Genomic DNA, 25,748 nt, shown 5'->3' with positions numbered 1-25,748 from the left:
GTGCCTTTAATCAATTTAGGCAAATAGAGTCATTAAATATTTAAAATAGCTTGAATGACTTTCGCATTTTCCGCTGCTGTGCCAATCGTAATCCGAATGCAATTTTGCAAGCCGAGGGCGTTATGTTGATTGCGTAGAATAATACCTTGATCCCACAGAGCGTTAAATAGCGGCTGCCCCTCTTTAAATTTCACCAAAATATAATTGGCTTCGCTTGGGAAAATATATTCAACAAGCGGTGAGTTAGCCAGATTTTTTTGTAAATCAGTACGATTTGCCAGTATCTCTGCCACTTGGCGTTGCATTTGGGTAATCCCGTTCGGCTGTAAGGCTTGGACGGCAATATCTGCAACGGGAATCGGCAAAGGATAAGGGGCGATCACCTTTTGTAAAATTTGGATCAGCTCGGCATTTGCCAAGGTAAAACCGCAGCGTAACCCGGCTAAACCAAAGGCTTTGGAGAGCGTACGGATAATGGCTAAATGCGGATAGTCTGCCAACGCCGTTGCCATTGTCGCTTCGGGGCAAAATTCAATATAGGCTTCGTCCACTACCACAATCGCACGTCCTGCGGTCATTTGCAAAAGTTCGAGCAAATCCGACCGCTTGAGCAGGTTGCCGGTCGGGTTATTCGGGCTGCACACGAACACCACTTTCACGCCGTCTAATTGCCGTTCAATTTCCACCAAATTAAGCTGGAAATCAACGGTCAGCGGCACAGTTTTACACGCAATGCCACAGGTTTCCGCACTTACGGCATACATTCCGTAGGTCGGCGGGCAGTATAAAACAGTATCATCTGCTTCACAGAATGCACGGATAATCAACTCAATGCTTTCATCACCGCCACGGCTGACTAATACATTTTCCGGTCGAACACCGGCATAGCGTGCATACCCTTCCACCACTGCCTGCGGTTGCGGTTCAGGGTAGCGGTTAAACGTGCGGTTGGTTAAATCAAAATTGGGCGAAGTCGGGTATTCGTTGGCATTTAACCACACATCCCCCTTGCCGCCTAAACGGCGAGCGGATTGATAGGGCGTAAGTGCTTGAATATTTTTTCTGGAAAGTTGTGAAATTGTCATAGTAGCTTCCTGTTTTTATGTTTTAGGTAATAATTTCGGGATAATCAATAATGGAATAACGATAGCTAAACTGCCACCTGAAAATTTATTGATTTTATTATAAAAAGGTATATTAAAACTGATTAAAAGACCTATATTGATAAACCATACAATTACAATAGCTGCAAATACTTTAGCCTCATTTTGTTGTGTATATTGTTTATAAATAATCCATAACAGACTTAAAATAGTAGGTACTGTAGAAATAAAAAATAGCTTATTAACTACCGCATTGATGTTTTCAAGCGGATTATCATATTCTCTTGCTAACCAATAAGAGATAAAAATCGTTAATATCATTATTATTTGAGTGTAAAAAAGACTTTTTACAAAAATCTGTAATTTAGGATAATGATATTTTAATTCTGTCATTTTATTGTCTTCTTTTATTTTTTATCACCCTAAAGAGGTAATATTTTATCTAATCACTACTATACTCTAAAATAGTTACACTAAAACACCCGTGTTTTTCAAGAAAAATACAAGAAAAGCCTTGTTTTAATAGTGTGTTTTTTATTTCTCGAATCACAAAACCGTGTGCAACAATCACACAACGTTGTTCTGCCGGCAGCTGCTGTATAAAATGCTTTACCCTTGATTTTTCTTGTTTCGCTGTTTTAGTCGCTCGATTTAACCCAATTAGCCAAAGTAAACGAGAAATTACAAACCAATGCTGTACAGATAACAAAATAAAGGGAATATTTGCAATATGTAAATTAAATTCTTTAAGCGCATCGCAGACGATTATTTTATGCTTTTCAAATAAATGGCTCGCTGTGAGATATGCACGAGGTAAAGGAGAACTATATACATACTCGCACTGCTTAATTTCATCTAGTATTGCAGGAGAAGAAAAAGCTGTAATCTCATCAAAGCAAATATTTTCCGTCTTATCGTATTCTTCTAAATAATGACTAGCCTGCTTAGCCGAACATACGGCATTAGGGATATTCGGTGTGCAATGTCTAATCAAAATAATACGTCTTTTCATATTTAGTCTATTTCTCGTTTTATTATTGTGTTTAATTTTTTAACATATGCATAATCAGCCGAATCAGTGTTTCTTTTTGTTTGGGATCAGATTCTGCGACTAATAATGTTAAGGCTGCCAGCCCAGTATCATTTATTACAGGATGATGTTCTGTGTTAAATAAACGGTTATTTCTATATAAAAAATCAACAAATAAAAATGCGCCGCTTTAGCCTCAATACTTGGATAGGCGGGTTCGCCAAAAACGGTCTGATCTAAATTGCCTAAAATCGCAGCCAATCCCTCATCACGCTCACGCCCAAATAAATCGGACGCTTCGCCCCGTTCGACTAATTGGCGTTTAAAGTCAGCCAGTGTAGAACGTGCTTCATTCAGGCTTGGTAATACGCCGCCTTGCTGAGTTTTAGGTTCGCTCAATAACCCCTCATCATATTGTTGCAACCATAAAAATGTCTGTGCATAACGGCTAACAATATCTACCAAACCACGTCCACTGGCTAGGGTTAATTCAGATGATTGTGCCGTTTTTTGAATGAGTGCTAACGCCTGCTCCAATTCCACCGCATTTTGTTGCAAGCGTTTTTGGTTTAAGGCATAGCCTTTAACAAGATAATCTTTCAAGCGAGCGGTCGCCCAACGGCGAAATGCGACGCCTTGCGGAGATTTTACTCGGTAGCCAATAGAGATAATCATATCTAAATCATAATGATCAATATCTCGATTAACTTGCCTTTTCCCTTCTTGACGAACTATCTGGGATTTCCGGATAGTTGAATCTTTCTGCAGTTCCTGATCATCAAATACATTTTGAATGTGTTCATTGATAGTCCGAACATCTTTACCGAAAAGTTCTGCCATCTGTGCCTGTGAAAGCCACACAGTATCGTTGTCAAACCGCACTTCAACTTGGGTTTGCCCATCTTGAGTTTGGTAGATTTCAATCGGATTTTGCATTGGGTTCTCCATTTATAAAAAATCAGCCCTTAATTTAATTCGGCAATTAAACATTCAACTTTGCCAACCGCACTTCTACCGCTTGTCTGTGAGCTTCCAACTGCTCAGCGGCGGCCATTGCGATGACTGTTGAGGCGAGGGCTTTAAAACCTTGCGGGCTGAGTTCTTGCACCGTCATTCGTTTGCTGAAATCCGCTAAACCGAGGCTTGAGTAGGTTTTGGTGTAGCCGTAAGTCGGGAGAACGTGGTTCGTGCCGCTAGCGTAGTCGCCCATACTTTCCGGGCTGTATGCGCCTAAGAAAATAGAACCGCCGTTATCGAGTCGGTCGAGCAAGGCTCTCGGGTGTGCGGTTTGTACGACCAAATGCTCCGGTGCATAGGCATTGCTAATCGCAATACATTGGGCTAAATCCTCGGCAAGAAATATGCGGCTGTGAGCAAGGGCCTGGAAAGCGGTCTGTTTTCGTGGCAAATTTGCAAGTTGTTTTTCAATCGAAAGTGCGGTCGATTTTGCCACAGTTTCACTGTTTGTAACTAAAATCACTTGGCTATCCGCCCCGTGTTCAGCTTGTGAGAGCAGATCGCTGGCGACAAAATCGGGATCGGCAAATTCATCGGCAATCACCAATACTTCGGACGGACCTGCCGGCATATCAATCGCTGCACCGTCAAGCCGTTGGCTCACTTGGCGTTTCGCCTCTGTTACAAACGCGTTGCCCGGCCCAAAGATTTTATCGACCTTCGCCACGCTTTCCGTTCCAAACGCCATCGCCGCAATCGCCTGTGCACCGCCAACGGCATAGACCGTTTCAATACCGCACAACTCAGCAGTATAAAGAATTTCATCAGCAATCGGCGGCGGCGTGCAAAGCACAATTTTTTTGCAACCGGCAATCTGCGCCGGCACGGCAAGCATTAGCACGGTAGAAAACAGGGGGGCTGAACCGCCGGGGATATATAATCCCACCCGTTCAATCGGACGGGTCAGTACTTGGCAACGCACGCCACTTTGGGTTTCAAGATCTACCGCCTGCGGCTGCTGAGCTTGGTGGAAGGTGGCTATGTTCTGTTTCGCCGTTTGGATTGCCTGTTTTAACTCACTCGAAAGGCGTTCCCCTGCCTGCTGAATAGCGGTTTGCGACACGGTGAGGCTCTCTAATTTGACCTTATCAAATTTTTCAGTCAGCTCAAATAACGCCCGATCGCCCTGTGATTTTACAAGATCGAGGATATTTCCGACCGCTTGTTTAATTTCATCGGAAGCCGAAATTGCCGGACGGGTTAAGGCTTGCTGCCGTTCGGTGTCGGAGAGGTTATTCCAAATAAGTGTTTGCATAATCAATTCCTTGTCGTATTAATTTAAAAAACCGCTGATGCCGAGATAAATCAATAATGTGCCGAAAAGTGCGGTCATTATTTTGCGGACGTAAAGTTGGTTGAGAAACCGTTTGGCAAAATGGGCGCTCAAGGCGTAACCGCCCATTACGATTGCCACGGCAATTAAAAATAAGCCGGCTAATAGCAGCAGTTGCCGGGTGGTGCTCCAATCGCTATCGGCATCCATAAATTGCGGAAAATATGCCAGTAAAAACACGATGGTTTTCGGGTTAATCACAGTAATGAAAAAACCGGTTTTCCAATCGGTTTGGCTGGCTTGATTTTCTTGTGCCAAATGCAGTGAACGCAACGCCCAAAGCGTGATGATACCGAGGTAAATTAAGTAGCCGTTGACAGCAATCCCCATTATGCTTAATGCGGTCGGGGATTGGCTTAATAGCTCACCGATCCCAGCAATGACGGCAATAAGAAGAACAATATCGCCCAATAAAATACCCAGTGTAATTGCCATACCCTGCCGCCAACCTCGTTCAATGCTGCCTTGAATCGTGAGCATCATTGCCGGCCCGGGGAGCGCGGCGATCAGCAGGCTGGAGAGGATGAAATAAACCAGTAGGGATAATGCCATTTGTATTCCTTTTATTTTAAATAATAAGAAATCAGGTGCTATTTCATCATCTTCTCAATCGGTAACACCAAAATTGAGCTTGCGCCAATCTCTTTCAGTTTTTCCATTGTTTCCCAAAACAGATTTTCTTGGCTGACGACGTGCATCGCAACTTGATTAGTATCGTGGGCAAGTGGGAGAATTGTCGGATTTTCCACCCCCGGTAAAAGGGCGGTAATGTCCGCCAGCCGATCTTTTGGGGCGTGGAGCATTATGTACTTCGATTCTGCCGCCTGTTGCACCCCTTGAATACGGGTAAGCAAGCGGTCGATAAGCGCCTGTTTTTTGCAATCGAGCACAGCCGCACGCTGTACCAAACAAGCAGTAGAATGGTAAATCACTTCGACTTCTCGTAAGCCGTTTGCTTCCAAAGTCGCACCGGACGACACCAAATCGCAAATGGCGTTGGCTAAACCGGCGGTTGGGGCTACTTCCACCGAACCGGTCAGTAGACAGTTTTTAAACGGGATATTCTGTTGCTGCATATAGCGTTTGAGCAGATTGGGGTAGGAGGTCGCAATGCGAGCATCGGTTAAATCGGCGATATTGCGATAAACGGCATCTCTCGGCAATGCGAGGGAAAGACGGCAACCGCCAAAATCAAGGCGTTTGAGCAGTTTGTAATCGGCATTTTCACCGCCGGCGAGCCGCCCTAACGCCACTTCCTCCAGCACATTTTCGCCGATAATACCGAGATCGACCACGCCGTCAAAAATTAGCCCCGGAATATCGTCATCTCGCACCCGTAAAATATCAATCGGCAGGTTTTCGGAATAGGCGATAAGGCGCTGTTCGTTCCAGTTAATTTTCACACCACACTGTTTTAAAAGAGTTTGGCAGTCGCTGCTAAGCCGTCCAGATTTTTGCATTGCAATGCGAAGTCTGTTGGTTGTCATATTGTGTTCCTGTTATTTTTGATAAAGAAAAACCCCTCGAAATCGCTTCCGAGGGGTTGAATTGTGTTGTGCTTCATTCGTACTCGGAAGTTATCTTCCGAACACACCAAATGCCCGAAAGATTATTCAGGAAAATGATGGTGATGATGTTTCATACGAATAAAGGTCATAACTTACTCCAAAATTGAATGCTTTCGACTATACGCAAAAATTTGGGCGTATGCAATACTTTTTTTGAGAAAAAATGAAAAAATAGCAAACGATTGCGTAACTTGTTATAATTCATCTGTTTTTATTTCTAAGAAGGCTTGAGCTATGCAAATCAGTTTAAAAAAAATCTATTCCGGTAAAGTGCGGGATCTTTACGAGATCGACGACAAGCGAATGTTAATGGTCGCCACCGATCGTCTATCCGCCTTTGATGTGATTTTAGATGATCCTATCCCACGCAAAGGGGAAATCTTGACCCAAATTTCAAATTTTTGGTTCAACAAACTCGCTCACATTATGCCGAACCACTTCACCGGCGACTCCGTTTTTGACGTGCTGCCGAAAGCCGAAGCGGAAGCGGTGCAATACCGGGCCGTCGTTTGCAAACGCTTAACGCCGGTAAAAATTGAATCCATTGTGCGCGGCTATTTAACCGGCAGCGGATTAAAGGATTATCAACAAACCGGTACGATTTGCGGTTTGGCTTTACCCGCCGGCTTAATGGAAGCAAGCAAATTGCCCGAACCGATTTTTACGCCGTCCAGCAAAGCGGAAGTGGGCGATCACGATATCAATATCAGTTATGCCGAATGTGAACGCCAAATCGGCGCAGAGTTAGCTCAACAAGTCAAAAACGCCGCCTTAGCGCTTTACACCGAAGCGGCAAACTATGCACTCACGAAAGGCATTATTATCTGCGATACCAAATTTGAGTTTGGCTTAGACGAACACGGCACATTAACCTTAATGGACGAAGTGTTAACGCCGGATTCCAGCCGTTTTTGGTCGGTAGAGACCTACCAAGAAGGCACAAACCCACCCTCTTTCGATAAACAATTTGTACGGGATTGGTTGGAAAATAGTGGCTGGAATAAACAAGCCCCCGCCCCGAAAGTGCCTGCCGATGTGATCGAAAAAACAGTGGCAAAATACCAAGAAGCGTTGGATCTACTGACTAAGTAGAACATACAAGCGGTGTGATCATTGCATATTTTTGCAAAAATCCCACCGCTTGTGTTTAGACTAAATTAAAAATAAGAACTCGACGTCGGTGAGAGTTTGAATTGTCAAAGCAGATCACTACTGTGCAATGTTTCACCGTTTAAGAATTAAATCACTTACAGCTAGTAGCTGCGATAATTATCTAGCTCAATCTTTGTTTTTTTATCTTCCGTATATTGATACTACCGAAGTTTCATCTGTTGATGACCCTTAACCTTGTTCCACATTCGGATCAAGCCTCACATTGTAGATTGTGTGCGACCTACCCTTTTATATAGACCATAAAAATGGTTAAGATAGAATCATTCTTTCTCATGTTGAAAGAATAAAAAAACGCCTTGCATTTTTTGAATAGGACGGTATGATTTCGCCCCTCTTTTTAACTGGGTTCCCTCACCCCATTTTATGTTGTTCAAAAAGGAAACAAAATGACACTTTTCGATTACCTCTCGGACGGGCAAAAGCGCCGTTCATTCTGCCTATTGGCGTTTTTCCACATCTTTATTATTACGCTTAGCAACTATTTAGTGCAGATCGCCTTTGAAATTCCCGTTCCCTTTAGCGAAATGGCAATTCCGACCACTTGGGGCACGTTTTCTTTCCCGTTCATCTTCTTAGCGACAGATTTAACCGTACGGGTATTCGGGGCAAATTTAGCCCGTAAAATTATTTTTATCGTGATGTTCCCCGCCCTATTGGTCAGCTATATTATTTCAGTCATTTTCTTTGAAGGGCAATTTCAAGGATTGAGTACCTTAGCCGAGTTTAATTTCTTCGTCTTTCGGATTGCTCTAGCCAGCTTTGCCGGCTATGTTGTGGGACAATTACTGGATATTTTGGTGTTTAACCGCCTGCGTCAAGGTAAAACCTGGTGGCTTGCACCGGCGTGTTCGACCATTCTCGGCAGCTTTATTGATACTTTTGTGTTCTTTGCCGTCGCTTTCCACCAAAGCAGCGATGCTTATATGGCGGAGCATTGGTTTACCATCAGCCTTGTGGATTACGCATTCAAACTGTTCGTCAGCCTACTGCTCTTTTTACCGCTTTATGGCGTACTGCTGAATGTATTGGTAAAAAAGTTGCATTTACGCTGATTGCAAGCGCTTCGTTTTGGCGGAAAATTTGCAAAGAGAGTACCTTGAATATATAGCAAATGTACTGAAATAAAATGTGCATTTTTACGCGTGATACCCTCTAGCTTTAGCCACATTTTCAATTCTCTGCTAAAATGTCGCCATTTTTAGAAGATTTTAGGACATTAAAATGAAATTTATTGATGAAGCCTTGATTCGCGTTGAGGCAGGTGATGGCGGGAACGGCTGTGTCAGCTTCCGCCGTGAGAAATTTATCCCCAAAGGCGGGCCGGACGGCGGCGATGGCGGTGATGGCGGTGATGTCTATCTAATTGCCGATGAAAACTTAAACACGCTGATTGACTACCGCTTTGAAAAACGCTTTGCCGCAGGGCGTGGTGAGAATGGGCGCAGTGCCGGTTGTACAGGGCATCGGGGCAAAGATATTACCTTGCGAGTGCCGGTCGGGACGCGCGCAATCGACCACGATACACAGGAAGTGCTGGGCGATTTAACCCGACACGGTATGAAAATGCTGGTGGCAAAAGGCGGTTATCACGGTTTAGGCAATACCCGCTTTAAATCCTCAGTAAACCGCGCGCCTCGCCAAAAAACCAATGGTACTCCGGGTGAAAAGCGGGATTTACAACTGGAATTGATGCTGTTGGCTGATGTCGGAATGCTGGGTTTACCCAATGCGGGCAAATCAACCTTTATCCGTGCGGTATCTGCGGCGAAGCCGAAAGTCGCCGATTATCCATTTACCACGCTTGTACCAAGTCTTGGGGTGGCGAGAGTCGGCTCGGATCGCAGTTTTGTCGTGGCTGATATTCCGGGGTTAATTGAAGGTGCGGCGGACGGCGCAGGGCTGGGTATCCGTTTCTTAAAACACTTGGAACGCTGCCGAGTACTGATTCACTTGGTAGATATTATGCCGATTGACGAGAGTGATCCGGCACAAAATATTTCAGTGATTGAATCGGAACTCTATCAATATAGCGAAAAATTAGCCGAAAAACCGCAATGGCTGGTCTTTAATAAAATTGATACGATCGGCGAAGAAGAAGCGGCACAAAGAGCAGCAGAGATTGCCGAACAAATCGGCTGGGAGGGCGATTATTACCTTATTTCCGCCGCCACCGGTCAAAATGTGCAAGCCCTTACCCGTGATATTATGGATTTTATCGAGGCTAACCCTCGCCTTGACGCCGAAGAAAAACCGGCTACGGAAGTGGTTGCCTTTAAGTGGGACGATTACCACCAACAAGCGATGCAAAATCCGATTACAGAAGAGGATTGGGACGATCTGGACGATGACGGTTGGACGGAAGAAGACGATGAAGGTGTCGAGATTATCTATAAACCTTAATCAATAGGAATGAGAAAGGCACAGTTAAACGCTGTGCCTTTTGTTTTAGTGAGCCTGTAAATAATGCGCGGCATAATCCAGCGCATAATCATAGCCTTTTGCACCTAAGCCGCAGATCACTCCTTTGGCAATATCGCTCAAATAGGAATGGTGGCGAAACGGTTCACGGGCGTGAACATTAGAGAGATGCACCTCGACAAAAGGGATTGCTACTGCCAGTAACGCATCACGCAACGCCACGCTAGTATGGGTAAACGCCGCTGGATTGATAATAATAAAATTGACCTGCTGAAAAGCCTGATGAATACGTTCTATCAAGGCTTGCTCGCTGTTCGACTGAAAATAATCCAATGCGAGATTGTAGCGCGCTGCCGCTTGCTGCAAGTGCTGTTCAATATCTGACAACGTTTGCGACCCGTAAAGATGAGGCTCTCGTTTGCCGAGCATATTAAGGTTTGGGCCGTTAAGCAGTAAAATCTTTTTCATTATCGCCTCCCTATAATAATTCATTGACTAATGCAGGCGGTCTGCAAAATCTTGTGCCTTTCTCACCGCTTGCAAAAGGGCGGTTGAGCAATTCCGGATAGGTCGCCATTAATGTAATCAACTGTGTATCACTCAATGTTTTTTCGGCAATAAATTGCTGATAGGCAGCCACATCGGTTCGCATTGCTTGCTGAACACTGATGCCGCTTTCCCGAATTAACCGCTCAATCGTCTGTGCCGTTAAAGGGGTTTTGAGATATTCGACAATCTGCACTTCAACGTCGCCTGCCTGCAAAATCGCCAGCGTTTCACGGGATTTACTGCATTTCGGGTTATGATAGAGGGTGATCATTGGCTATTCCTCGCTTTTTAAATCTTTACGCAATGAAACCATTAACTGATCGATTTTCAGGTTTTCCGTATCAATAATTTCAAATTTATACTTATCGTACAGCACGAAATCGGTCTTTTTCGGAATTTTACGCAGCATATACATCATAAATCCGCTAATCGTTTCATAATTTTCTTCATTTGGAAATTGGGTAATCTCCAACGCCCGCATCACATCTTCCAAAGGGGTAGAGCCGTCAATCAGCCACGAATCTTCATCACGGCGGACAATTTGCTCTTCTTCATTGGAGACAAGCTCGCCCATTACAATGCTCATCACGTCATTCAGCGTTACAATACCGACAACCAACGCATATTCATTGATAATGACCGCAAAATCTTCGCCCGAGGATTTAAACAGTTCCAGCACCTCAAATAGTGAGAGAGTATCGGGAATATAAAGTGCTTTGCGTAGCACACGGTTATCGGTGAGGGAAACTTCTTCCCCACGCAAATAGAGCGTCAGCAAAGTGTGGGATTCCACATAGCCTAAAATTTTATCGAGGCTACTGTCGCAGATCACCACTTTGGAATGGGAATTTTCACTCAGCGAATCCAATATCTGCTGGCGGGAAAGGCCCTTATCCAAATAGACGATATTTTCACGGGTCGTCATTGTCGATGTTACCGTGCGCTGCTGCATATCGAAAATATTCTCGATCAAATATTGCTCTTGGGTTTTTAGCACCCCCGCCTCTGCGCCAGCATCAACCATTGCGATAATGTCATCGGACGTCATCGTATCTTGGCGGACGGTTGAAATCCGTAATAGTCGGAAAAGCATATTTGCCGTTGCATCTAAAATAATCACCAACGGCTTAAAGATCAGGATAAAAAACGACATAATCCCGACCATTTTGATCGCCACATTTTCCGAATTTGCCATTGCCAACCGCTTCGGCATTAAATCGGCAAAGATAATAAAAGACACCGTAACAATCGCAAATGAAAGCCACGATGCCGCACTTTCCAGCCATTCCGCTTGGCTATACTGACTTAAAAATTGATGCACATAAGGGGTGAGCGAACCCTCCCCGATCATACCGCCCAAGACGGCAACCATATTCAGCCCGATTTGCACCACCGTAATAAACTGCCCCGGCTGCGCTTGCAACGCAATCACTTGCTCGGCTTTTTTATTGCCGTTTGCCGCTAATTGCTGCAATTTGAGCTTGCGTGAACCGGCAAGGGAAATTTCACTTGAGGAAATAATCGCACTGATGATAATCAATAAAATAATGATCAAAATAGATTCAAAGAGTCCCATCATATCCCGTTAAAATCACTTTACACAATGGAAAGAGTATAACAGAGAGCATACCCAAAATGTAAGTGGTCGGTTTTTTGATGATTTTTTGTCAGAACATCATCTAAACCGACCGCTTGTTAAAGGGCTAAAACGATTTTGATATTAAAATATTGGTTAAAATGGCGATCCCCTGCTCAAGAGCTGACTGGCTGATCGTCAATGGCGGGAGCAGGCGCAATTTCTGTTTTGCGGTCAGCATCAATAAACCGTGCTGAATACCTTCGGCGACAATTTGTTGTGCATCAATGACCGCCTCAAATTCAACCCCGATCATTAGCCCTAAACCGCTGACGGATTTGACCTTCGGTAAAACAGCTAAACGTGCTCGCAGCCAAGCGCTTTTTTGTTGCACCTCATTAAGAAAAGCGGTATCAAGGCGGTCTAATACCACATTGGCTGCCGCACAGCAGACCGGATTACCGCCGTAAGTTGAACCGTGATCGCCTTTCCCCAATGTGTCTTGGCATTTTTCGCCCAACAAAAATGCGCCGATAGGCAAGCCGCCGCCAAGCCCTTTGGCAAGGGTAACAATATCCGGTGTTAAATCAAACTGTTGGTACGCAAACAGTGAGCCGGTACGCCCAATGCCCGTTTGCACTTCGTCAATAATCAGCAGCACATCTTGCTGGTGGCAAAGGGCTTGTACGCCTTGTAAATAGGCTTGTGTCAGTGAATTAACACCGCCCTCGCCCTGTACAATCTCAAGCATTACCGCACAAACATCATTGTCGGCAAGCCGAGCGGTTAAAGCGGCAAGATCATTGGGTGGAAGATGCTCAAAGCCTGCGGTAAACGGCGAAAAATGTTGGTGAAACACCGCCTGCCCGGTCGCAGCTAGGGTCGAAAGAGTACGACCGTGAAAGGAATTTTCTAGGGTAATAATGGTCGAGCGATTTGCGCCGTATTTATCCGCACTGTATTTGCGTGCCGTTTTAATTGCCCCTTCATTTGCTTCCGCCCCGCTATTGCAAAAAAATGCCCGTTTTAGACCGCTTGCTTGGGCTAATTTTTCGGCTAATTGCGCAGCCGGTTCGCTATAAAAAAGATTGGAACAGTGCTGCAATTTGGCGGCTTGCTGTGCAACTGCGGCGACCCACTGCGTATCGCCCCAGCCCAAACTGTTCGTGCCGATGCCGCTGGTAAAATCAAGGTATTTGTTGCCCTCGCTGTCCCATACCTCGCAGCCGTTACCGTGGCTCAAAACTAAGTCAAACCGCCCGTAAGTTTGGGCAATATAGTGGCTATCTAATTGTTTGATCTGCTCGCTTATCATTGACAATTCGCTCCATATAATGTGGTGCCGCAACGTTCTTCGCCGAGTAACTCATTGAAAATAGCATGAGCGATCCGCCCGTCAATAATTGAGGCTTCCTCGCCGCCATTTGTGAGAAAATCGACACAACCTTGAATTTTGGGGATCATTCCGCCTTGAATAACCCCATTATCTATTAGCTGCTGCACGTCATTTAAGCTCACCGACGTCATCAGGCTGTGCGGATCCTGCGGATCTCTCAACAGGCCGGCAATATCCGTCATACTGACCAATTTGGCTGCACCGAGTGCAATGGCTATTTGGCTGGCAGCCGTGTCAGCGTTGATATTGTAGATCTCCCCTTCGCTGCTCACCCCGACTGTTGAGATCACCGGAATAAAACCGCTCTCTAGTGCTAATTTCACTAAGGTCGGATCGACGTTTACAATCTCGCCGACAAAGCCAAGATCGCCGTGAGCCGTGCATTTTTGGCATTGCAACATTGCCCCGTCAATGCCGGACAGCCCTACGCCCTTTCCTTGTAATAGGGCAACCAACTGTTTATTCACTTTGCCGGCTAACATTTGTAGCACAATCTCGATCGTATCTCGATCCGTTACCCGTAAGCCCTGAATAAATTGACTTTCCTTGCCGATCTGCTTCAAGCCCTGTGAAATTTCCGGCCCGCCGCCGTGAACCAAGACAAGCCTAATCCCAAGTTGGTTGAGTGCAAGTAAATCCTGCATTACCGCCTGTTTCAGCGTATCGTTAATCATCGCATTGCCGCCGTATTTCACCACAATCGTTTTGCCGGTGTATTGGGCAAGTCGCGTTGATTGAGGCTGAATAGTAAGTTGTGTGGTCTGCATATTTTGTCCTAGTGCCATTCCAAGCCTGCCGTTTCGTTACGACCCAGCATTAAGTTCATACATTGAATTGCCGCCCCCGATGCCCCTTTGCCGAGATTATCGAATCGTGCAGTCAGCAAAAGTTGATGTTCGTTGCTAAAGACGTTTATCTCAAGGTGATCTTTGCCGGCTAATGCGTTTGCCGCCAACATACCGTCTGTATCCATTTGAGCGTGAGGCTGTACCCGAATCAATTTGGTATGGCAGTAATAATCTGCCAATAATTGTTGAACGGTTTCACCGCTACGAAACGGTGCGTTGATTGCCGCAAGGGGAAGCGGCACGCTCACCAGCATTCCGCTGTGATAATCGGCGACCACCGGTGTGAAAATCGGGGCGGCTTGGCTACCGGTAAACCGCTGCATTTCCGGTAAATGTTTGTGCAGTAAACCGAGCCCGTATAGACGGGGCGCATTAAGAGCAGCGGGGCGATCGGTGGCTTGATAGTCTGCAATCATTGGTTTACCGCCACCGGAATAGCCGGTCAGCGATTGGCAGCTCAATGGATAATCCGCTGCCAAGGCTTGCCGCTCAATCAACGGGCGGATCAGACTGATAAAGCCGGTGGCGTGGCAGCCCGGCACGGCAACCCGTTTTGCTGATGCAATTTTTTCCCGCTGACCGCTTAATTCCGCTAAGCCGTAAACCCAATCGGCGTGAGTGCGGTGGGCTGTGGACGTATCGCAAATGCGGGCAGTATCGGGGGCTAAAGCAATAATCTCGCGTGCTGCTTCATCGGGCAAGCAAAGAAATGTGAGATCGGCTTCACGGATTTTAGCGAGGCGGGCGGTTAAACATTTCCGCTCGTTCTCTGCGAGAGTTAAAAGCCGAATGTCCGCCTGATTGCTCAAGCGTTCGTGGATACGCAACCCCGTTGTGCCGACTGCGCCGTCCACAAAAATGCGATATTGTGCCATTGCAACTCCTGTCAAAATGAATTGCAAGCTAGTGTATGCAGATTTGATCCGAATGACAAGCTAAAATGAATAATTATGCAATAAAAATGAATTTATATTTATTTTGATGTCGTAATCCGTTGCTGTGCCATTTTGATACTTTTGATAATCGCCTGACGATCGATCGCCGGATTTTCACTCTCCAGCACCTGTTCCCAGTAGCCGATTGCCTCACTAAATTGATTGTGCAAAAAGGCATTAGAGGCAAGGAGCAATAGGCTGGTACTCTCTTTCGGATCACGCAACAACGCCTGTTCAATCCATTTCTTACCCTGTGGGGTGAGCGTTTGTTTGTGTTGATAGTAATCGGCACTCGCCATTGCGCCTAAAATAGCGGGCTTTGCCCCAAGTAGCCGTCGGGCATAATCAAAGCAGATCAACGCCGATTCAAACTCATTATTCAGCGAGTAGGCTTGCCCCAGTTCCAGCCAAAGCTCGCCGTTATTCACATCTTGGCGGAGTTGATTTTGTAGGCTGACAATATAGTGATCGTTGCGTTGTTGGCTATCTTCGTTTTGGGTCTGCTGTTGAAAATCGCTAAAGGCTTGCTGCCCCGCTTGTACAATCTGCAAACGCCCTGTCTGCCAATAATAACCGCTGCAAAGTAATAACACACCGGCTAACGCCCACACAGCACGTTTTGCAAGCGGTCGTTTTGACGCATTTTGTTGCAAAGCCGATGCCGCTTGCTGTGCCTGTTCAAATGCGTGGCGATCGGCAACTTCAGCCAGCCACGCCTGCTGCTCGTCTTTTTCAAAAAAGCGGGCGGATCGAACCGCTTGCTGATAATGCGCTTGGTTTAACCGATCTCTTAATGGCATTTTGATCTCCTTTTAACACGCCAAGCAATCGCCGCTAATATTGCTGCAAGCAAGCCGAAAGGTAGCCCCCATAGCGCCCAAGTATGCTTATTGAGCGGTGGTTTATAATTGACGAAATCCCCAAAACGCTCGGTCATCAGTCGGATAATTTCCGCATCACTTTTGCCTTGATTAACCATTTCATATACTTCCAAACGCAGTTTGTAGGCTTGGCTGGCGTTGGATTCCACCAAATTCTGATTTTGACATTGCGGGCAACGGAGCGATTTTGCCAATGCCACGCCCCGCACTCTGTCGGCATCGGAGTGAAATTGAAAGGTATCGACCATTTCAGCTTGGGCAAAAAGAGTTAGCCCAAGCCCCAGTGCGAATAAGTGTGTTTTCATCGGCTTTCCTGCCTTAGTTGCTCTAAACGGGGCAGAAAATCCTGCTCAAAATTAGGGTTATAGCCTTTTTGCTGATAGCGGATCACCCCTTGTTTATCAATTAAATAGCTGGTGGGTGCGGAATTGATATTTAAAGTGCCGATCAGCATTGCTTTAGCGTAATCATCGATCACGAACACAAAAGGATCTCCCCATTTTTTAAGAGCTTGGCGGGCATCGTCAGGGCGATCGGCGTAAGTCAGCCCCACAATCGGCACGCCCTTGTCTTTCATTGCCAAGAGTATCGGAAACTCTTTAATGCACCAAGTACACCAACTGCCCCACACATTCAAAATAAACGGCTCTTTCGGCAAGCTCTCTTTGCTAAGCACCGCATTTATATCCTGCAAATGTGGCAGGCTAAATTCCGGAAACGGCTTGCCCCTCCAATCTTCGCTCGGTGCAAGATTATCCGGATTTTTCAGTTGAACCACTAAAAAAAAGACCACCGCCAGTAATAAAATTAAGGGTAAAAAGAGAAGCGCTTTTTTCATTGTTTATTCCAAATATGACAGCCAATCAGAATAAAATGGTAGAACTTCAATCACTTTATTCCCAATAAGTATTTTATCCGTTTGATCGAGGGTAATAATATAGCCTTTATCCAAATTAAAATAGTGCATTGCGTCTAATAGCCCTTCTTGCTCTCGACGGTTATTTTCTGCATTTAATGTTAGGCATACTTGAATTGCCTGTTTTGGTGTATTGTTCTGGCAAAAAATAAAATCGCACTCTTTGTTATTTTCATTAAAATAATAAAGTTCTTGTGTTTTTTGACGTAACGACCAAAATACAGCATTTTCTAATTTTCTACCCCAATCATCAGTGAAAGAAGGCTTGATAACCTGTTGTAACCCATTATCAATAAAGTAGATTTTGCGCGGATTGACTAATTGAGATTTATAAGAATAACTAAATTTGGGTAACAGAAAAATTAAATAGCTTTTTTCTAAATGCGATAAATATTCCTGTACTGTCGCCGTGCTGGTAATATTGATGAGGGCTTTTAATTTAGTTGCAGAAATTAAATTACCCACATTCCCTGCTAAGAATAACAGTAACTGTTTAATCGCCGTTTCATTACGAATATTATACCGCACGATAATATCACGATATAAAATATCGTTAATTAACATTTCTAAAATCTCATTTTTCTGCAAGGTTAAATATTGCGGAAAACCGCCTTGCGTTAAATAGTCTTTTACAGAACTTGCATCAAACGGTTTATTTAGATATTCACAAAACTCTATATAAGAAAAGGGAAATAGCTCTTCGGTAATATGCCGCCCTGTTAATTTTGTGCCTAATTCACGACTTAATAGTGAAGCGTTTGAGCCTGTTACTACCACTTGATAGCCCTGATCGAGCTTACCTCTTACATAAATTTCCCAGTTTTCAACCGCTTGAATTTCATCAAAAAACAGTATTTTTGCCTGCTTTTCCTGAATAATTTCATCTAACAGCTGAAAATCGTTAAACTGAAAATCAAACAATGTCGGTGTATCAAAATTGATAAACAGTACCTGCAAAATCTGCTCTGAAAGTAACTGAGCCAGTAATGTGCTTTTTCCACAGCGGCGAATACCCGATACTATCAGCGCAAAATCAGGCAATAAATTTAGGTTTTTCAATGCTTTACGCGGGTAGCTTTTCTGCAATACGAGCCTGCTCTGCTGATTTTCAATGGCTGCCAGCAGATCGGATTTTCTCATCATAGTCTCCCCTCTCTGTTTATCACTATCAAACAAATTTGTTTAATACTAACAAATAAAATTGTTTATTACAAATGAACACTTTTGTTATTTGACAGACAACAGATTTTTCTGCCGATAGCCAACCATTGCCAGCAATGCGGCAAACACCATCAAAATACCGCCGAGCCACAAGGCACGGACATAGGGTTTATAGTGCAAACGGAACGCATACTCTTTATTGCCGAACTTATCGCCCATCACAATATAAATGTCGTCCAACCCTTTGTGTGCCAAGCCGACTTCCGCCATTGTCATTGTGCGAATATCGTAGTAACGCCGTTCAGGATAAACCGTGCCGAGCGGTCGATGTTGGCGATCGCTAATCGTAAAGGCGGCAATTTCAGCAGTGTAATTTTGCCCGACATCATACCGGTGTTCGGCATAATGGAAGTGAAATCCCGCTAAACTTGCCGTGTCATTTGGTTTCAAACGTACCCCGATTTCATCGCCATAATAGCTGTTCATCATTGCCCCAATCGCACAAATCGCAAAGCCAATATGAGCAAGCCGCATTGCAAGCGGTCGGATCTGCCACATAAATTGCCGATAAGGAATGTGCGTCAGACCAACCCATATCGCTAGGCTGATAAACAGGGTCGCAAGGGGCGAAACGATGTGCGCGGATTGCTGTGCAACCGTATGGTAGCTCAACCCAAGGCTAAGCAGAACCGCAATCGGCAGCAAGGACAACCGCTGCCATACCCTTTTTTTCGGCAGGCTTTTCCAGCGTAAAATCGTGGCAAAGCCCATTATGCCAAGCAATATGAGGGCTAAAGGTGTAAAGATACTGTTGAAATAGGGCGCACCGACCGAGATCGCCCCCCAGTTCATTGCGCTGAAAATCATCGGGTAAAATGTGCCGAGGATCACCACGCCGGTTGCCAAGGCAAATAAGCTGTTGAGGGTAAGCAACGCCGTCTCTTTGGATAGCAGTTTGAAACGCACTTCTCCCTGCCACAGATTTACTTTAAGGGCAAAAAGCGAGAGCGCAACAAAGCTGAGGCTGAAGAATAAAACCAACAGTGCAATGCCCCGATCGGCATCGACCGCAAAAGCGTGCACCGAGGTTAAAACACCGGAGCGGACAATAAATGTGCCGAGTAAGCTCAAGGCAAAGGCAAAAATAGCGAGCAGGATTGTCCAATAGCTGAAAATGCCCCGCTGTTCGCTCACGATCAAACTGTGGATTAACGCCGTGCCGAGCAGCCACGGCATTAAAGAGGCATTCTCAACCGGATCCCAAAACCACCAACCGCCCCAGCCCAGTTCGTAGTACGCCCACCACGCACCCAACAAAATGCCGGCGGTGAGAAAACCCCACGCAATCATTGTCCACGGGCGAATCCAACGGGCAATCGCATAATCAAATACACCGCCCAGCAACATTGCCACCGTCATTGCAAAGCTGACTGCAAAGCCGACATAGCCGAGATAGAGCAACGGCGGGTGAAAAATCAGGCCTATATCTTGCAGCATTGGGTTAAGATCCCGCCCTTGCGGTGGCGGCGGAAATTGACGCTCAAACGGATTGGATACCCACACAATAAACAGTGCAAAGCCAAAGATGATCAACGCTAGTACCGCAAGGGTGCGGTGCGCAAACAAGCGGTCGATTTTTCCGGAAAATAGGCAAAATACCCCTGTCCACAAGGCAAGCGCAGTCAGCCAGAATAGCATTGAACCCTCGTGCCCGCCCCAAGTTGCTGCGAACTTAAAAAAAGCGGGTAATTGCGAATTAGAGTGGGCGGCAACGTAACTGAGAGAAAAATCGTCCGTTAAAAAACCGTAGGCAAGGCAGGCAAAGGCAGTGAGGCAGAGGAGTGATTGAATGCCGCTTAACAGTGGATTAAGACCGAGCAAATCCGCTCGGCGTGTTATTTCTCCCACCACTGAAAACAACACCTGTAAGGCAGCAATGCCCACCACGAAAATCAAACAAAAATAGCCCAGTTCGGCAAGCATAAGCGATCCGTCATTTGCAAAAAACAGCGGTATTCTAACCGCTTGCCGAGAGTAAAATAAAGGGGAAATCTCGTTTAATCCCCTGTGAATTGAGCTGGAACAAAAAATCCACCGCAACGGGTGGATTTTAAAGAAAATCGGTTATTTATTTTTTAATAAATCACGAATTTCGGTGAGTAATTTTTCTTCTGCGGTAGGTTCAGGGGCTTTTTCCGGCTCCGGAGCTGGGGCTTTTTTCAACTTATTAATCACTTTCACCATTGCGAATACTGCCATTGCAATGATTAAGAAGTCAAAAACGTTTTGGATAAATGCACCGTACTTCAACATTACCGCTTCGGTTTCGCCCTGTTTTTCTTGCAATACGATCGCCAAATCCTTGAAATCGACGCCGCCGATTAACCAGCCGATAGGTGGCATAATGACATCACTGACTAAAGAAGACACGATTTTACCGAATGCGCCGCCGATGATCACACCGACCGCCAAATCTACTACATTACCTTTTACCGCAAATTCACGGAACTCTTTTAAAATGCTCATTTAGTTTTCCTAATTATCCAATCATCAATTGCCCGACTGCAATTTGGGCGCAATTATAATGAAATTGTTAATATTGTGTATTCTCTTTAAGCAACTTTACGCAGTTTTTCCGCAAATTGGGCGACCTGTTGCCAGTCGGTGTACTCATACTCTCGGCGGGTATCCGTCTCCCCTTGGGTGATTTTCATAATAAAACGGATCATCATACGGTCGAACCAGCGATAGCGAGGGTACAATAATGCACCGGCAAATACTTCAACAAAAGTTGGTTGCCACGCAATGCGTTCCAATAATTTTCGAGTATAAGTGTTCGTTTGCGGCGTGTTGCGGTTGGCTTTACGGGCGGTAAGATTAACGCTAAAAAAGGCGGAGCGTTTTGCGTTAAGCAACGCATAATGCTGCTGAATAAAGCGTTCTAATATCGGGTCGAAATGCCCGTAGCGGATAGATGCGCCGATGATAATTTGGTCAAATTGACTTAAATGTGCTTCGGGTAAATCAGGTTGTTCTCTGAGGGAAATAAGGGTGGTATTACCGATAATCTGTGCCATTTTTTCGGCGATTTTGCGGGTTTGCCCGTCTTGAGTGAGATAAAGAATCAGGGTTTTCATTGTGCCTCCGTTACGCTGACTATTCTAACGGATTTTGCAAAAAATCGAACAAATCTCACCGCGTGTTTTCGGCTTAATTGCCAAATTTTCGCTCAATTTCCTGCAGCAGTTGAATGGGATCAAGCCCTAAGCCTTTGCAATAGGCGATAAACTCAAAAATATCCAAGCGTCTATCGCCCGTTTCTACCTTGTTAATAGGGAAGATGGAAAATTCTGGCAATTACCTAATTATAAAAAATGATTTTTATCATGTAATGATTTAAATTTTTCCTTTGACATAGTATTATTTCCCTATTTATCTGAAACTATGTCAGCCATAGCATTAAATACATGAGGAAGCCCAACAGAATGACCAAAATTATCTCGTAAAAATTTAGATTCAAGCATCATCGCAGAAAGATTCTCCTTTGTATTAAACCCAAGTTGTTCAAAAAAATTTTCACTTTCATTAAAATTAAGCCCAAAAAAATGAGGCTCATTTATCTCTACTAATACATCATATAATTCCCTTGCACCATAATAGTTTAAGTTACCCTCCACATAATCTCTATAGGCATAATCTAAAGTTATCTGTAATTCAGAAGAAAAATAATGTCTAAGTTCTTTTAAAACCATTTTTATAACTGACTCAGGTAAAAAATAAGTAACTCCCTCCCATAATATTAATGTAGGTTTTTGAGGGGATATATCATATTCTTTAAAACAATTTATTAACTGCCTATCATTAAAATTACACGGTACTTGATAATAGGCATTATTAGTTTTTAGGTTATATTTAGTAATTATTTTTAGTTTGAAATCTAACATGGCACTAAGATCAACCTCAAATAAAACAGTATTCATTTCATTAAGTGTTTGGGCGAATCTCATAGAACGAGAATCAAATCCAGCCCCAAGAATTATTACCTGAGAATTTTTGTGAGAGTATAACCACTTGTATAAGGATTCATCAAACTTAAGTGTCCTAATTAAATGGTAATAAAGGCATCCAGGCAATTTTTTTGCATTTCAAATTTTGAATTATCTATATTATCTAGAAATTTAGCCCATTTACCATTAACAAAATACCGACCGTATGAGTCTGGGTTTGGAACTTTTTCATTTTTACCTGAAAGCAAAAAGCGCATTAGTGAAGTAACGCTAGCACTTTCTATAATATCTGCATGAGTTTTATTATTTTCCACGTTATTTTCCTCCAAGTATTGAATTAAAACGATTAATCTCTATTTGATTTTTTATATCGCCATCAGACAAATATATATCGCCTTGTAATTGTGCAGCATCATAAATATAAATTGAGGGAATTGGTGGTAAAGTTGTTGCATAGGGCGGGTATTCTTTATCTATTAAGCATAAAATAGCTCTTTGTGTTAACAATCCTTCTGCAACAGGAGGAGAGCCTGCGAATATTGGGAGACTATCATTTTTTTTAATCCATCCCATTATCTTTTTAAATGAGGGAAATAGAGGAAAACGTGGAGACCACAATTTTAGCATCCTCTCTGTGTCTTATTGCTATTGGCAAGACTTACTATGGATTCTGTATCTGAAAAGGAATACCACTCTTCAATCGGTAAACTGGATTTAAGGAATTTATATAAATGCGCACTCCAACCAATAACTGAGCAGGCTAAAATCATCTTACATTTATCTTCATTTCTAAATGCTTGATGTAAAGCAAATTTTTCATCTATTAGTGAAAAGTCGACTTGATCAAGAATTAAATCACAGTCCCTAACAAACTCTCCTGCAGTCTGCCGTGTAATTCCTTCATCAAAAATCTCAACATCGACATCTTTGGCTATCTTATAAGCCATCTCCCCAACTACATGGGCTTTATTTTTACCTACATTTTCAATATTAGCGCCTAATTGACGATTAATATTTGTATAGTCAAATGTATCAGGATCAGCTATTTTTATCTTTTTAACACCAAACCGAGCTAAACGAACAGCCATTGCTCCTCCTATACCTCCAGCCCCAGCAATACCAACAGTTGCTTGAGATAAACGATATTGGGCTTCTTGTTGCTCCTCTTCATCAATTCCTAAAAAAGGTATTGTTCGATTTACTCTCTTTGAGTAAATTTCATCATGCTTTTGACTTTGTAATAAAATAGTCATATTTAGATTTCCTTTAACATTAAATAGACGTTTCCATAGTGTGGGCTTGTTACTGCAAAATTTGTTAATAATTGAAATCCTGAATTTTCAAAGTAAGGTATCATATAATCATTACAATCTAATATTAAATAACGCTTATTACTTTTGTAAACTAAATTCTCAGCTATTCTTATTAATTCTTTGCCAAGACTAGCATTCCTATAATTTTTACTCACGATAAGTTTAGTTAGAAAAACATAATCATTATTAAAAATATCTTTTAACATATCTATGTAATGAGATTTTCTAACATCATTCATAGTGGATAAACGAACACTTCCAACAACTTTATCATTATCTAGAAAACAAAATAACAAGGAATTTGGCTCTAAATCGTCAAAAATAATTCTTCTAGAATGATTAAGGTCTGTTATATTCCTTCTCATCTCTTCATAATAAACTTCATACCAAAACTTATATACTGGCAGCCTTTTTCTAGCAAAATTAGGGTACTCAACTAGTTTAAGGTTATTTTCAATATATAAATTTAAGTTCTCAAGAGCCTTAAACTTCTTGCTATTGCTTTGTATACTTTCTAAAGATTTAAAAATTTTTTTCATGTTCAAGTAACCATGCCTTTGCTGATAAACCTCCCGCATACCCATTCAATTGATTAGCCGAGTTTAACACTCTGTGGTATGGAATAATTATTGAAATTTGGTTACTTGCACAGGCGAGTCCAACAGCTCTTGCTTTTTTAGCTGAACCAAGATTTTTTGCAATTTTTTTATAGGTAGTTGTTATGCCACAGGGAGTTCTTAACAACTCAATATAAACAGACTTGAAAAAATTTGATTTTGCTTCAATGAGGGGTAATTCAAAATCTACTAACTCTTTGTTAAAATATTTAGATAATTGTAATTTACACTCATGCGTAATATCATTAGGATTAGTATCTAGTTTTTTATTCGAGAATAATATTGATACAATAGAGGTATCAGAAGATATAATATCAGCAAATTTCCAGGGAAATGATTCTGGACATATAAGTTGATCACTAAATAACATTATAAATTACTCCATAATTGAATGCTGAGATAACTTCTCCACGGAGCTGCTTTTTCTTCATTAAATGATACCAATTTCTTTGTTGCTTTTTTAATCCCTAGATCGCTACCCATCCATATATCAGAATGATTAAATGCTCTTAGCTTTATATAGTTAATAGTCCATTTTCCAATTCCCTTAACTGATATTAAATCATCAATATCTTCTTCAATATTATGATTTAAACACCATTGAGAAAATGAATAAAATGTTGCTTTTTTGAACTCATTGTATTAAGTTTGTTTAATAAGTCTTTTTTAATATCTGATGGTAAAGGGAAATAAGTGTTACCATACTTATCAAGTCTTGAAAATATCGTAACAAATTGATTAAGTAGGTTAGTTGCAGCTGCGACTGACACTTGTTGTCCACATATAGCTCTAACACCTGCCTCAAACGGACAAAATACTCCTGGAATGTGAAGTCCAGGTTTTATAGTTAGTTCTGGGTAAGCAGAAGATAAACTACTTTCTATCAAAGCTATATTGCTATTTAAGTCAAACATCTCAGAAATATGTCTTAGAATTTCTGGTAAAACGGGAAGTAAGTTATTTGAAAGGAAGATATTAAATGATTTATTCTCAGGAAAAATTCTAAATCTTCCATATATTCCATTAAATATGATATTTCTGCTATACATATTTCCATCAATAGATTCTACTGAAGCAATCAATCTTTTAGATTGAAATGATAAAAAATAGCTCCAATCATAATTCATAAAATATGGAATTCTGATGTGCACTTCCTTATCTTTTGTAAGAAAGTTTACTTTCTTTTTTTCATTCATAGATTTTATTTTTCCTGGAGAAATTTTTGTATGTTTATACAATAACTCGTATAATCCCGTTATATAGCTATAACCACATAAATTAGAAATCTCAATAATTGATAGATTAGATTGGGTCAGTAGCTTTTGCGCAAAGATCGCTTTATTAATATTCTGGAATTTTTTTAATGACATACCACAATATTTAACAAACATTTTATTTAGGTTTCGCGGAGAGGTAAAAACCTTAGCTGCAATTTTAGTGATAGGCGATGTTATTAATTCTCCTGCTTGAATCTTTGAGATAATATTATTAACTATTATTGATTGTTTAGAAATATCATTGTATTTTGGTGAATATTCAGGTTTACAACGTAAGCAAGGACGAAATCCTTCTTCAATCGCTTCTTCTCTAGTATTAAAATATTTTACATTTTTTTCTAGAGGCAGTTTTACTGGACATATAGTTCGACAAAAAATGCCCGTAGATTTTACCGCAATGAAAAACTTCCCATCGAATCTTGGATCCCGGCTGAGCCTTGCTTGCTGGTAAATATAAAGAGGAATAGTTTCCATAAGATAATCTTATCTTTTCATTACTTTTTGGGGCTGTACTAGATAACTAGAATAAATTCTGCTTTACTAATTGTTTTAAAATGGAAAATTGAACTTTTATTTCACTGTGGTTAAAACGCCATTCACATTCCTTCAAATACAGTTCAAAATGCTCTT

General features: G+C 42.6%; 30 protein-coding genes, 2 pseudogenes and 1 other annotated feature. Of the genes and pseudogenes, 3 read left to right on the top strand and 29 right to left on the bottom strand.

Annotated elements, in window-relative coordinates:
• Positions 1 to 32: 32 nt before the first annotated feature.
• From hisC to hisG, 7 genes and pseudogenes are all read right to left on the bottom strand, one after another.
• Positions 33 to 1,085, bottom strand: a complete 1,053-nt coding sequence (gene hisC / locus E4T80_RS07860) for a histidinol-phosphate transaminase (protein WP_059368709.1) — start codon at positions 1,083 to 1,085, stop codon at positions 33 to 35.
• Between the two features lie 15 nt (positions 1,086 to 1,100).
• Positions 1,101 to 1,496: a hypothetical protein gene (locus E4T80_RS07855; protein WP_135056989.1), complete on the bottom strand. Its 396-nt coding sequence runs from the start codon at positions 1,494 to 1,496 to the stop codon at positions 1,101 to 1,103.
• Positions 1,497 to 1,545: 49 nt separating this feature from the next.
• Positions 1,546 to 2,115 carry a histidine phosphatase family protein gene (locus E4T80_RS07850; RefSeq protein ID WP_135056986.1) on the bottom strand — a complete coding sequence of 190 codons (570 nt, stop codon included), beginning with the start codon at positions 2,113 to 2,115 and terminating at the stop codon, positions 1,546 to 1,548.
• A 31-nt stretch (positions 2,116 to 2,146) separates the two neighbouring features.
• Positions 2,147 to 3,069, bottom strand: a pseudogene (rhuM, locus tag E4T80_RS07845) (RhuM family protein).
• Between the two features lie 46 nt (positions 3,070 to 3,115).
• Positions 3,116 to 4,405, bottom strand: coding sequence for a histidinol dehydrogenase (gene hisD, locus E4T80_RS07840; protein ID WP_135056983.1), 1,290 nt, complete (start codon positions 4,403 to 4,405; stop codon positions 3,116 to 3,118).
• 18 nt (positions 4,406 to 4,423) lie between these two features.
• Complete coding sequence (locus E4T80_RS07835) at positions 4,424 to 5,035, bottom strand: LysE family translocator (protein ID WP_135056980.1); 612 nt, start codon at positions 5,033 to 5,035, stop codon at positions 4,424 to 4,426.
• Positions 5,036 to 5,073: 38 nt separating this feature from the next.
• Entirely contained in the window at positions 5,074 to 5,970 is an 897-nt protein-coding gene (gene hisG / locus E4T80_RS07830) for an ATP phosphoribosyltransferase (RefSeq protein ID WP_135056977.1), read from the bottom strand.
• A 24-nt stretch (positions 5,971 to 5,994) separates the two neighbouring features.
• Positions 5,995 to 6,117: a sequence feature (His leader region), on the bottom strand.
• Between the two features lie 168 nt (positions 6,118 to 6,285).
• On the opposite strand from hisG, the gene E4T80_RS07825 reads away from it, so the two are divergent.
• From E4T80_RS07825 to cgtA, 3 genes are all read left to right on the top strand, one after another.
• The gene (locus E4T80_RS07825) at positions 6,286 to 7,143 is read left to right on the top strand and encodes a phosphoribosylaminoimidazolesuccinocarboxamide synthase (protein ID WP_135056974.1); all 858 of its coding nucleotides are present in this window, start codon (positions 6,286 to 6,288) and stop codon (positions 7,141 to 7,143) included.
• Between the two features lie 467 nt (positions 7,144 to 7,610).
• Complete coding sequence (locus E4T80_RS07820) at positions 7,611 to 8,276, top strand: 7-cyano-7-deazaguanine/7-aminomethyl-7-deazaguanine transporter (protein ID WP_135056971.1); 666 nt, start codon at positions 7,611 to 7,613, stop codon at positions 8,274 to 8,276.
• Positions 8,277 to 8,445: 169 nt separating this feature from the next.
• Positions 8,446 to 9,624, top strand: a complete 1,179-nt coding sequence (cgtA, locus tag E4T80_RS07815; RefSeq protein WP_135056968.1) for an Obg family GTPase CgtA — start codon at positions 8,446 to 8,448, stop codon at positions 9,622 to 9,624.
• Between the two features lie 45 nt (positions 9,625 to 9,669).
• Here the strand turns inward: cgtA and aroQ are convergent, their stop codons facing one another.
• From aroQ to E4T80_RS07705, 22 genes and pseudogenes are all read right to left on the bottom strand, one after another.
• The gene (gene aroQ / locus E4T80_RS07810; protein ID WP_135056965.1) at positions 9,670 to 10,110 is read right to left on the bottom strand and encodes a type II 3-dehydroquinate dehydratase; all 441 of its coding nucleotides are present in this window, start codon (positions 10,108 to 10,110) and stop codon (positions 9,670 to 9,672) included.
• A gap of 10 nt (positions 10,111 to 10,120) precedes the next feature.
• Positions 10,121 to 10,462, bottom strand: a complete 342-nt coding sequence (locus E4T80_RS07805; RefSeq protein ID WP_135056962.1) for an arsenate reductase family protein — start codon at positions 10,460 to 10,462, stop codon at positions 10,121 to 10,123.
• 3 nt (positions 10,463 to 10,465) lie between these two features.
• Positions 10,466 to 11,767, bottom strand: coding sequence for a hemolysin family protein (locus E4T80_RS07800; RefSeq protein ID WP_135057095.1), 1,302 nt, complete (start codon positions 11,765 to 11,767; stop codon positions 10,466 to 10,468).
• Between the two features lie 127 nt (positions 11,768 to 11,894).
• Positions 11,895 to 13,082 (bottom strand): aspartate aminotransferase family protein, encoded by a 1,188-nt coding sequence (locus E4T80_RS07795; protein ID WP_135057092.1) that lies wholly within the window; start codon positions 13,080 to 13,082, stop codon positions 11,895 to 11,897.
• Complete coding sequence (gene argB / locus E4T80_RS07790) at positions 13,079 to 13,930, bottom strand: acetylglutamate kinase (RefSeq protein WP_135057089.1); 852 nt, start codon at positions 13,928 to 13,930, stop codon at positions 13,079 to 13,081. Before argB ends, E4T80_RS07795 begins: the two co-directional genes overlap by 4 nt.
• Before the next feature lie 8 nt (positions 13,931 to 13,938).
• Positions 13,939 to 14,886 carry an N-acetyl-gamma-glutamyl-phosphate reductase gene (gene argC / locus E4T80_RS07785; RefSeq protein WP_135056959.1) on the bottom strand — a complete coding sequence of 316 codons (948 nt, stop codon included), beginning with the start codon at positions 14,884 to 14,886 and terminating at the stop codon, positions 13,939 to 13,941.
• 98 nt (positions 14,887 to 14,984) lie between these two features.
• A complete protein-coding gene (locus E4T80_RS07780) occupies positions 14,985 to 15,746 on the bottom strand; it encodes a TPR domain-containing protein (RefSeq protein ID WP_135056956.1) in 762 nt (253 codons plus the stop codon).
• A complete protein-coding gene (nrfF, locus tag E4T80_RS07775; protein WP_135056953.1) occupies positions 15,737 to 16,132 on the bottom strand; it encodes a heme lyase NrfEFG subunit NrfF in 396 nt (131 codons plus the stop codon). Before nrfF ends, E4T80_RS07780 begins: the two co-directional genes overlap by 10 nt.
• Positions 16,129 to 16,665 carry a redoxin family protein gene (locus E4T80_RS07770; RefSeq protein WP_047976130.1) on the bottom strand — a complete coding sequence of 179 codons (537 nt, stop codon included), beginning with the start codon at positions 16,663 to 16,665 and terminating at the stop codon, positions 16,129 to 16,131. Before E4T80_RS07770 ends, nrfF begins: the two co-directional genes overlap by 4 nt.
• 3 nt (positions 16,666 to 16,668) lie before the next feature.
• On the bottom strand, positions 16,669 to 17,886 hold the full coding sequence (locus E4T80_RS07765; protein WP_135056950.1) for an ATP-binding protein: 1,218 nt from the start codon (positions 17,884 to 17,886) through the stop codon (positions 16,669 to 16,671).
• An 84-nt stretch (positions 17,887 to 17,970) separates the two neighbouring features.
• Entirely contained in the window at positions 17,971 to 19,887 is a 1,917-nt protein-coding gene (gene nrfE, locus E4T80_RS07760; RefSeq protein ID WP_135056947.1) for a heme lyase NrfEFG subunit NrfE, read from the bottom strand.
• Between the two features lie 141 nt (positions 19,888 to 20,028).
• Positions 20,029 to 20,430 carry a large-conductance mechanosensitive channel protein MscL gene (mscL, locus tag E4T80_RS07755; RefSeq protein ID WP_047976133.1) on the bottom strand — a complete coding sequence of 134 codons (402 nt, stop codon included), beginning with the start codon at positions 20,428 to 20,430 and terminating at the stop codon, positions 20,029 to 20,031.
• An 86-nt stretch (positions 20,431 to 20,516) separates the two neighbouring features.
• A complete protein-coding gene (gene hemG / locus E4T80_RS07750; RefSeq protein WP_135056944.1) occupies positions 20,517 to 21,041 on the bottom strand; it encodes a menaquinone-dependent protoporphyrinogen IX dehydrogenase in 525 nt (174 codons plus the stop codon).
• A gap of 73 nt (positions 21,042 to 21,114) precedes the next feature.
• A complete protein-coding gene (locus tag E4T80_RS07745) occupies positions 21,115 to 21,261 on the bottom strand; it encodes an XRE family transcriptional regulator (protein ID WP_135056941.1) in 147 nt (48 codons plus the stop codon).
• Between the two features lie 71 nt (positions 21,262 to 21,332).
• A complete protein-coding gene (locus E4T80_RS07740) occupies positions 21,333 to 22,037 on the bottom strand; it encodes a class I SAM-dependent methyltransferase (RefSeq protein WP_135056938.1) in 705 nt (234 codons plus the stop codon).
• A complete protein-coding gene (locus tag E4T80_RS07735; protein ID WP_135056935.1) occupies positions 22,010 to 22,225 on the bottom strand; it encodes a hypothetical protein in 216 nt (71 codons plus the stop codon). The genes E4T80_RS07740 and E4T80_RS07735 overlap by 28 nt, the downstream gene beginning before the upstream one ends.
• Before the next feature lies 1 nt (position 22,226).
• Positions 22,227 to 22,484, bottom strand: coding sequence for a hypothetical protein (locus E4T80_RS07730; protein ID WP_135056932.1), 258 nt, complete (start codon positions 22,482 to 22,484; stop codon positions 22,227 to 22,229).
• 47 nt (positions 22,485 to 22,531) lie between these two features.
• Entirely contained in the window at positions 22,532 to 23,164 is a 633-nt protein-coding gene (locus E4T80_RS07725) for a ThiF family adenylyltransferase (RefSeq protein WP_135056929.1), read from the bottom strand.
• A 2-nt stretch (positions 23,165 to 23,166) separates the two neighbouring features.
• Positions 23,167 to 23,763, bottom strand: a complete 597-nt coding sequence (locus E4T80_RS07720) for a GNAT family N-acetyltransferase (RefSeq protein WP_167740707.1) — start codon at positions 23,761 to 23,763, stop codon at positions 23,167 to 23,169.
• The gene (locus tag E4T80_RS07715) at positions 23,747 to 24,211 is read right to left on the bottom strand and encodes a methylated-DNA--[protein]-cysteine S-methyltransferase (RefSeq protein ID WP_135056923.1); all 465 of its coding nucleotides are present in this window, start codon (positions 24,209 to 24,211) and stop codon (positions 23,747 to 23,749) included. Before E4T80_RS07715 ends, E4T80_RS07720 begins: the two co-directional genes overlap by 17 nt.
• A 220-nt stretch (positions 24,212 to 24,431) precedes the next feature.
• Positions 24,432 to 25,592, bottom strand: coding sequence for an Ada metal-binding domain-containing protein (locus E4T80_RS07710; protein ID WP_135056920.1), 1,161 nt, complete (start codon positions 25,590 to 25,592; stop codon positions 24,432 to 24,434).
• A gap of 46 nt (positions 25,593 to 25,638) precedes the next feature.
• Positions 25,639 to 25,748 (bottom strand): annotated as a pseudogene (locus E4T80_RS07705) (IS1595 family transposase); the annotation flags it as partial.

The sequence above is a fragment of the Muribacter muris genome, assembly GCF_004569585.1.
GTDB classification, from domain to species: domain Bacteria; phylum Pseudomonadota; class Gammaproteobacteria; order Enterobacterales; family Pasteurellaceae; genus Muribacter; species Muribacter muris.
The sequence above is the reverse complement of the archived record's forward strand: the minus strand, read 5'-3'. Positions and strand labels throughout refer to the sequence as shown.

Coding starts and splice junctions, on each gene's coding strand:
- hisC (WP_059368709.1), bottom strand. CDS start 1,085: ATGACAATTTCACAACTTTCCAGAAAAAATATTCAAGCACTTACGCCC.
- E4T80_RS07855 (WP_135056989.1), bottom strand. CDS start 1,496: ATGACAGAATTAAAATATCATTATCCTAAATTACAGATTTTTGTAAAA.
- E4T80_RS07850 (WP_135056986.1), bottom strand. CDS start 2,115: ATGAAAAGACGTATTATTTTGATTAGACATTGCACACCGAATATCCCT.
- hisD (WP_135056983.1), bottom strand. CDS start 4,405: ATGCAAACACTTATTTGGAATAACCTCTCCGACACCGAACGGCAGCAA.
- E4T80_RS07835 (WP_135056980.1), bottom strand. CDS start 5,035: ATGGCATTATCCCTACTGGTTTATTTCATCCTCTCCAGCCTGCTGATC.
- hisG (WP_135056977.1), bottom strand. CDS start 5,970: ATGACAACCAACAGACTTCGCATTGCAATGCAAAAATCTGGACGGCTT.
- E4T80_RS07825 (WP_135056974.1), top strand. CDS start 6,286: ATGCAAATCAGTTTAAAAAAAATCTATTCCGGTAAAGTGCGGGATCTT.
- E4T80_RS07820 (WP_135056971.1), top strand. CDS start 7,611: ATGACACTTTTCGATTACCTCTCGGACGGGCAAAAGCGCCGTTCATTC.
- cgtA (WP_135056968.1), top strand. CDS start 8,446: ATGAAATTTATTGATGAAGCCTTGATTCGCGTTGAGGCAGGTGATGGC.
- aroQ (WP_135056965.1), bottom strand. CDS start 10,110: ATGAAAAAGATTTTACTGCTTAACGGCCCAAACCTTAATATGCTCGGC.
- E4T80_RS07805 (WP_135056962.1), bottom strand. CDS start 10,462: ATGATCACCCTCTATCATAACCCGAAATGCAGTAAATCCCGTGAAACG.
- E4T80_RS07800 (WP_135057095.1), bottom strand. CDS start 11,767: ATGGGACTCTTTGAATCTATTTTGATCATTATTTTATTGATTATCATC.
- E4T80_RS07795 (WP_135057092.1), bottom strand. CDS start 13,082: ATGATAAGCGAGCAGATCAAACAATTAGATAGCCACTATATTGCCCAA.
- argB (WP_135057089.1), bottom strand. CDS start 13,930: ATGCAGACCACACAACTTACTATTCAGCCTCAATCAACGCGACTTGCC.
- argC (WP_135056959.1), bottom strand. CDS start 14,886: ATGGCACAATATCGCATTTTTGTGGACGGCGCAGTCGGCACAACGGGG.
- E4T80_RS07780 (WP_135056956.1), bottom strand. CDS start 15,746: ATGCCATTAAGAGATCGGTTAAACCAAGCGCATTATCAGCAAGCGGTT.
- nrfF (WP_135056953.1), bottom strand. CDS start 16,132: ATGAAAACACACTTATTCGCACTGGGGCTTGGGCTAACTCTTTTTGCC.
- E4T80_RS07770 (WP_047976130.1), bottom strand. CDS start 16,665: ATGAAAAAAGCGCTTCTCTTTTTACCCTTAATTTTATTACTGGCGGTG.
- E4T80_RS07765 (WP_135056950.1), bottom strand. CDS start 17,886: ATGATGAGAAAATCCGATCTGCTGGCAGCCATTGAAAATCAGCAGAGC.
- nrfE (WP_135056947.1), bottom strand. CDS start 19,887: ATGCTTGCCGAACTGGGCTATTTTTGTTTGATTTTCGTGGTGGGCATT.
- mscL (WP_047976133.1), bottom strand. CDS start 20,430: ATGAGCATTTTAAAAGAGTTCCGTGAATTTGCGGTAAAAGGTAATGTA.
- hemG (WP_135056944.1), bottom strand. CDS start 21,041: ATGAAAACCCTGATTCTTTATCTCACTCAAGACGGGCAAACCCGCAAA.
- E4T80_RS07730 (WP_135056932.1), bottom strand. CDS start 22,484: ATGGGATGGATTAAAAAAAATGATAGTCTCCCAATATTCGCAGGCTCT.
- E4T80_RS07725 (WP_135056929.1), bottom strand. CDS start 23,164: ATGACTATTTTATTACAAAGTCAAAAGCATGATGAAATTTACTCAAAG.
- E4T80_RS07720 (WP_167740707.1), bottom strand. CDS start 23,763: ATGAAAAAAATTTTTAAATCTTTAGAAAGTATACAAAGCAATAGCAAG.
- E4T80_RS07715 (WP_135056923.1), bottom strand. CDS start 24,211: ATGTTATTTAGTGATCAACTTATATGTCCAGAATCATTTCCCTGGAAA.
- E4T80_RS07710 (WP_135056920.1), bottom strand. CDS start 25,592: ATGGAAACTATTCCTCTTTATATTTACCAGCAAGCAAGGCTCAGCCGG.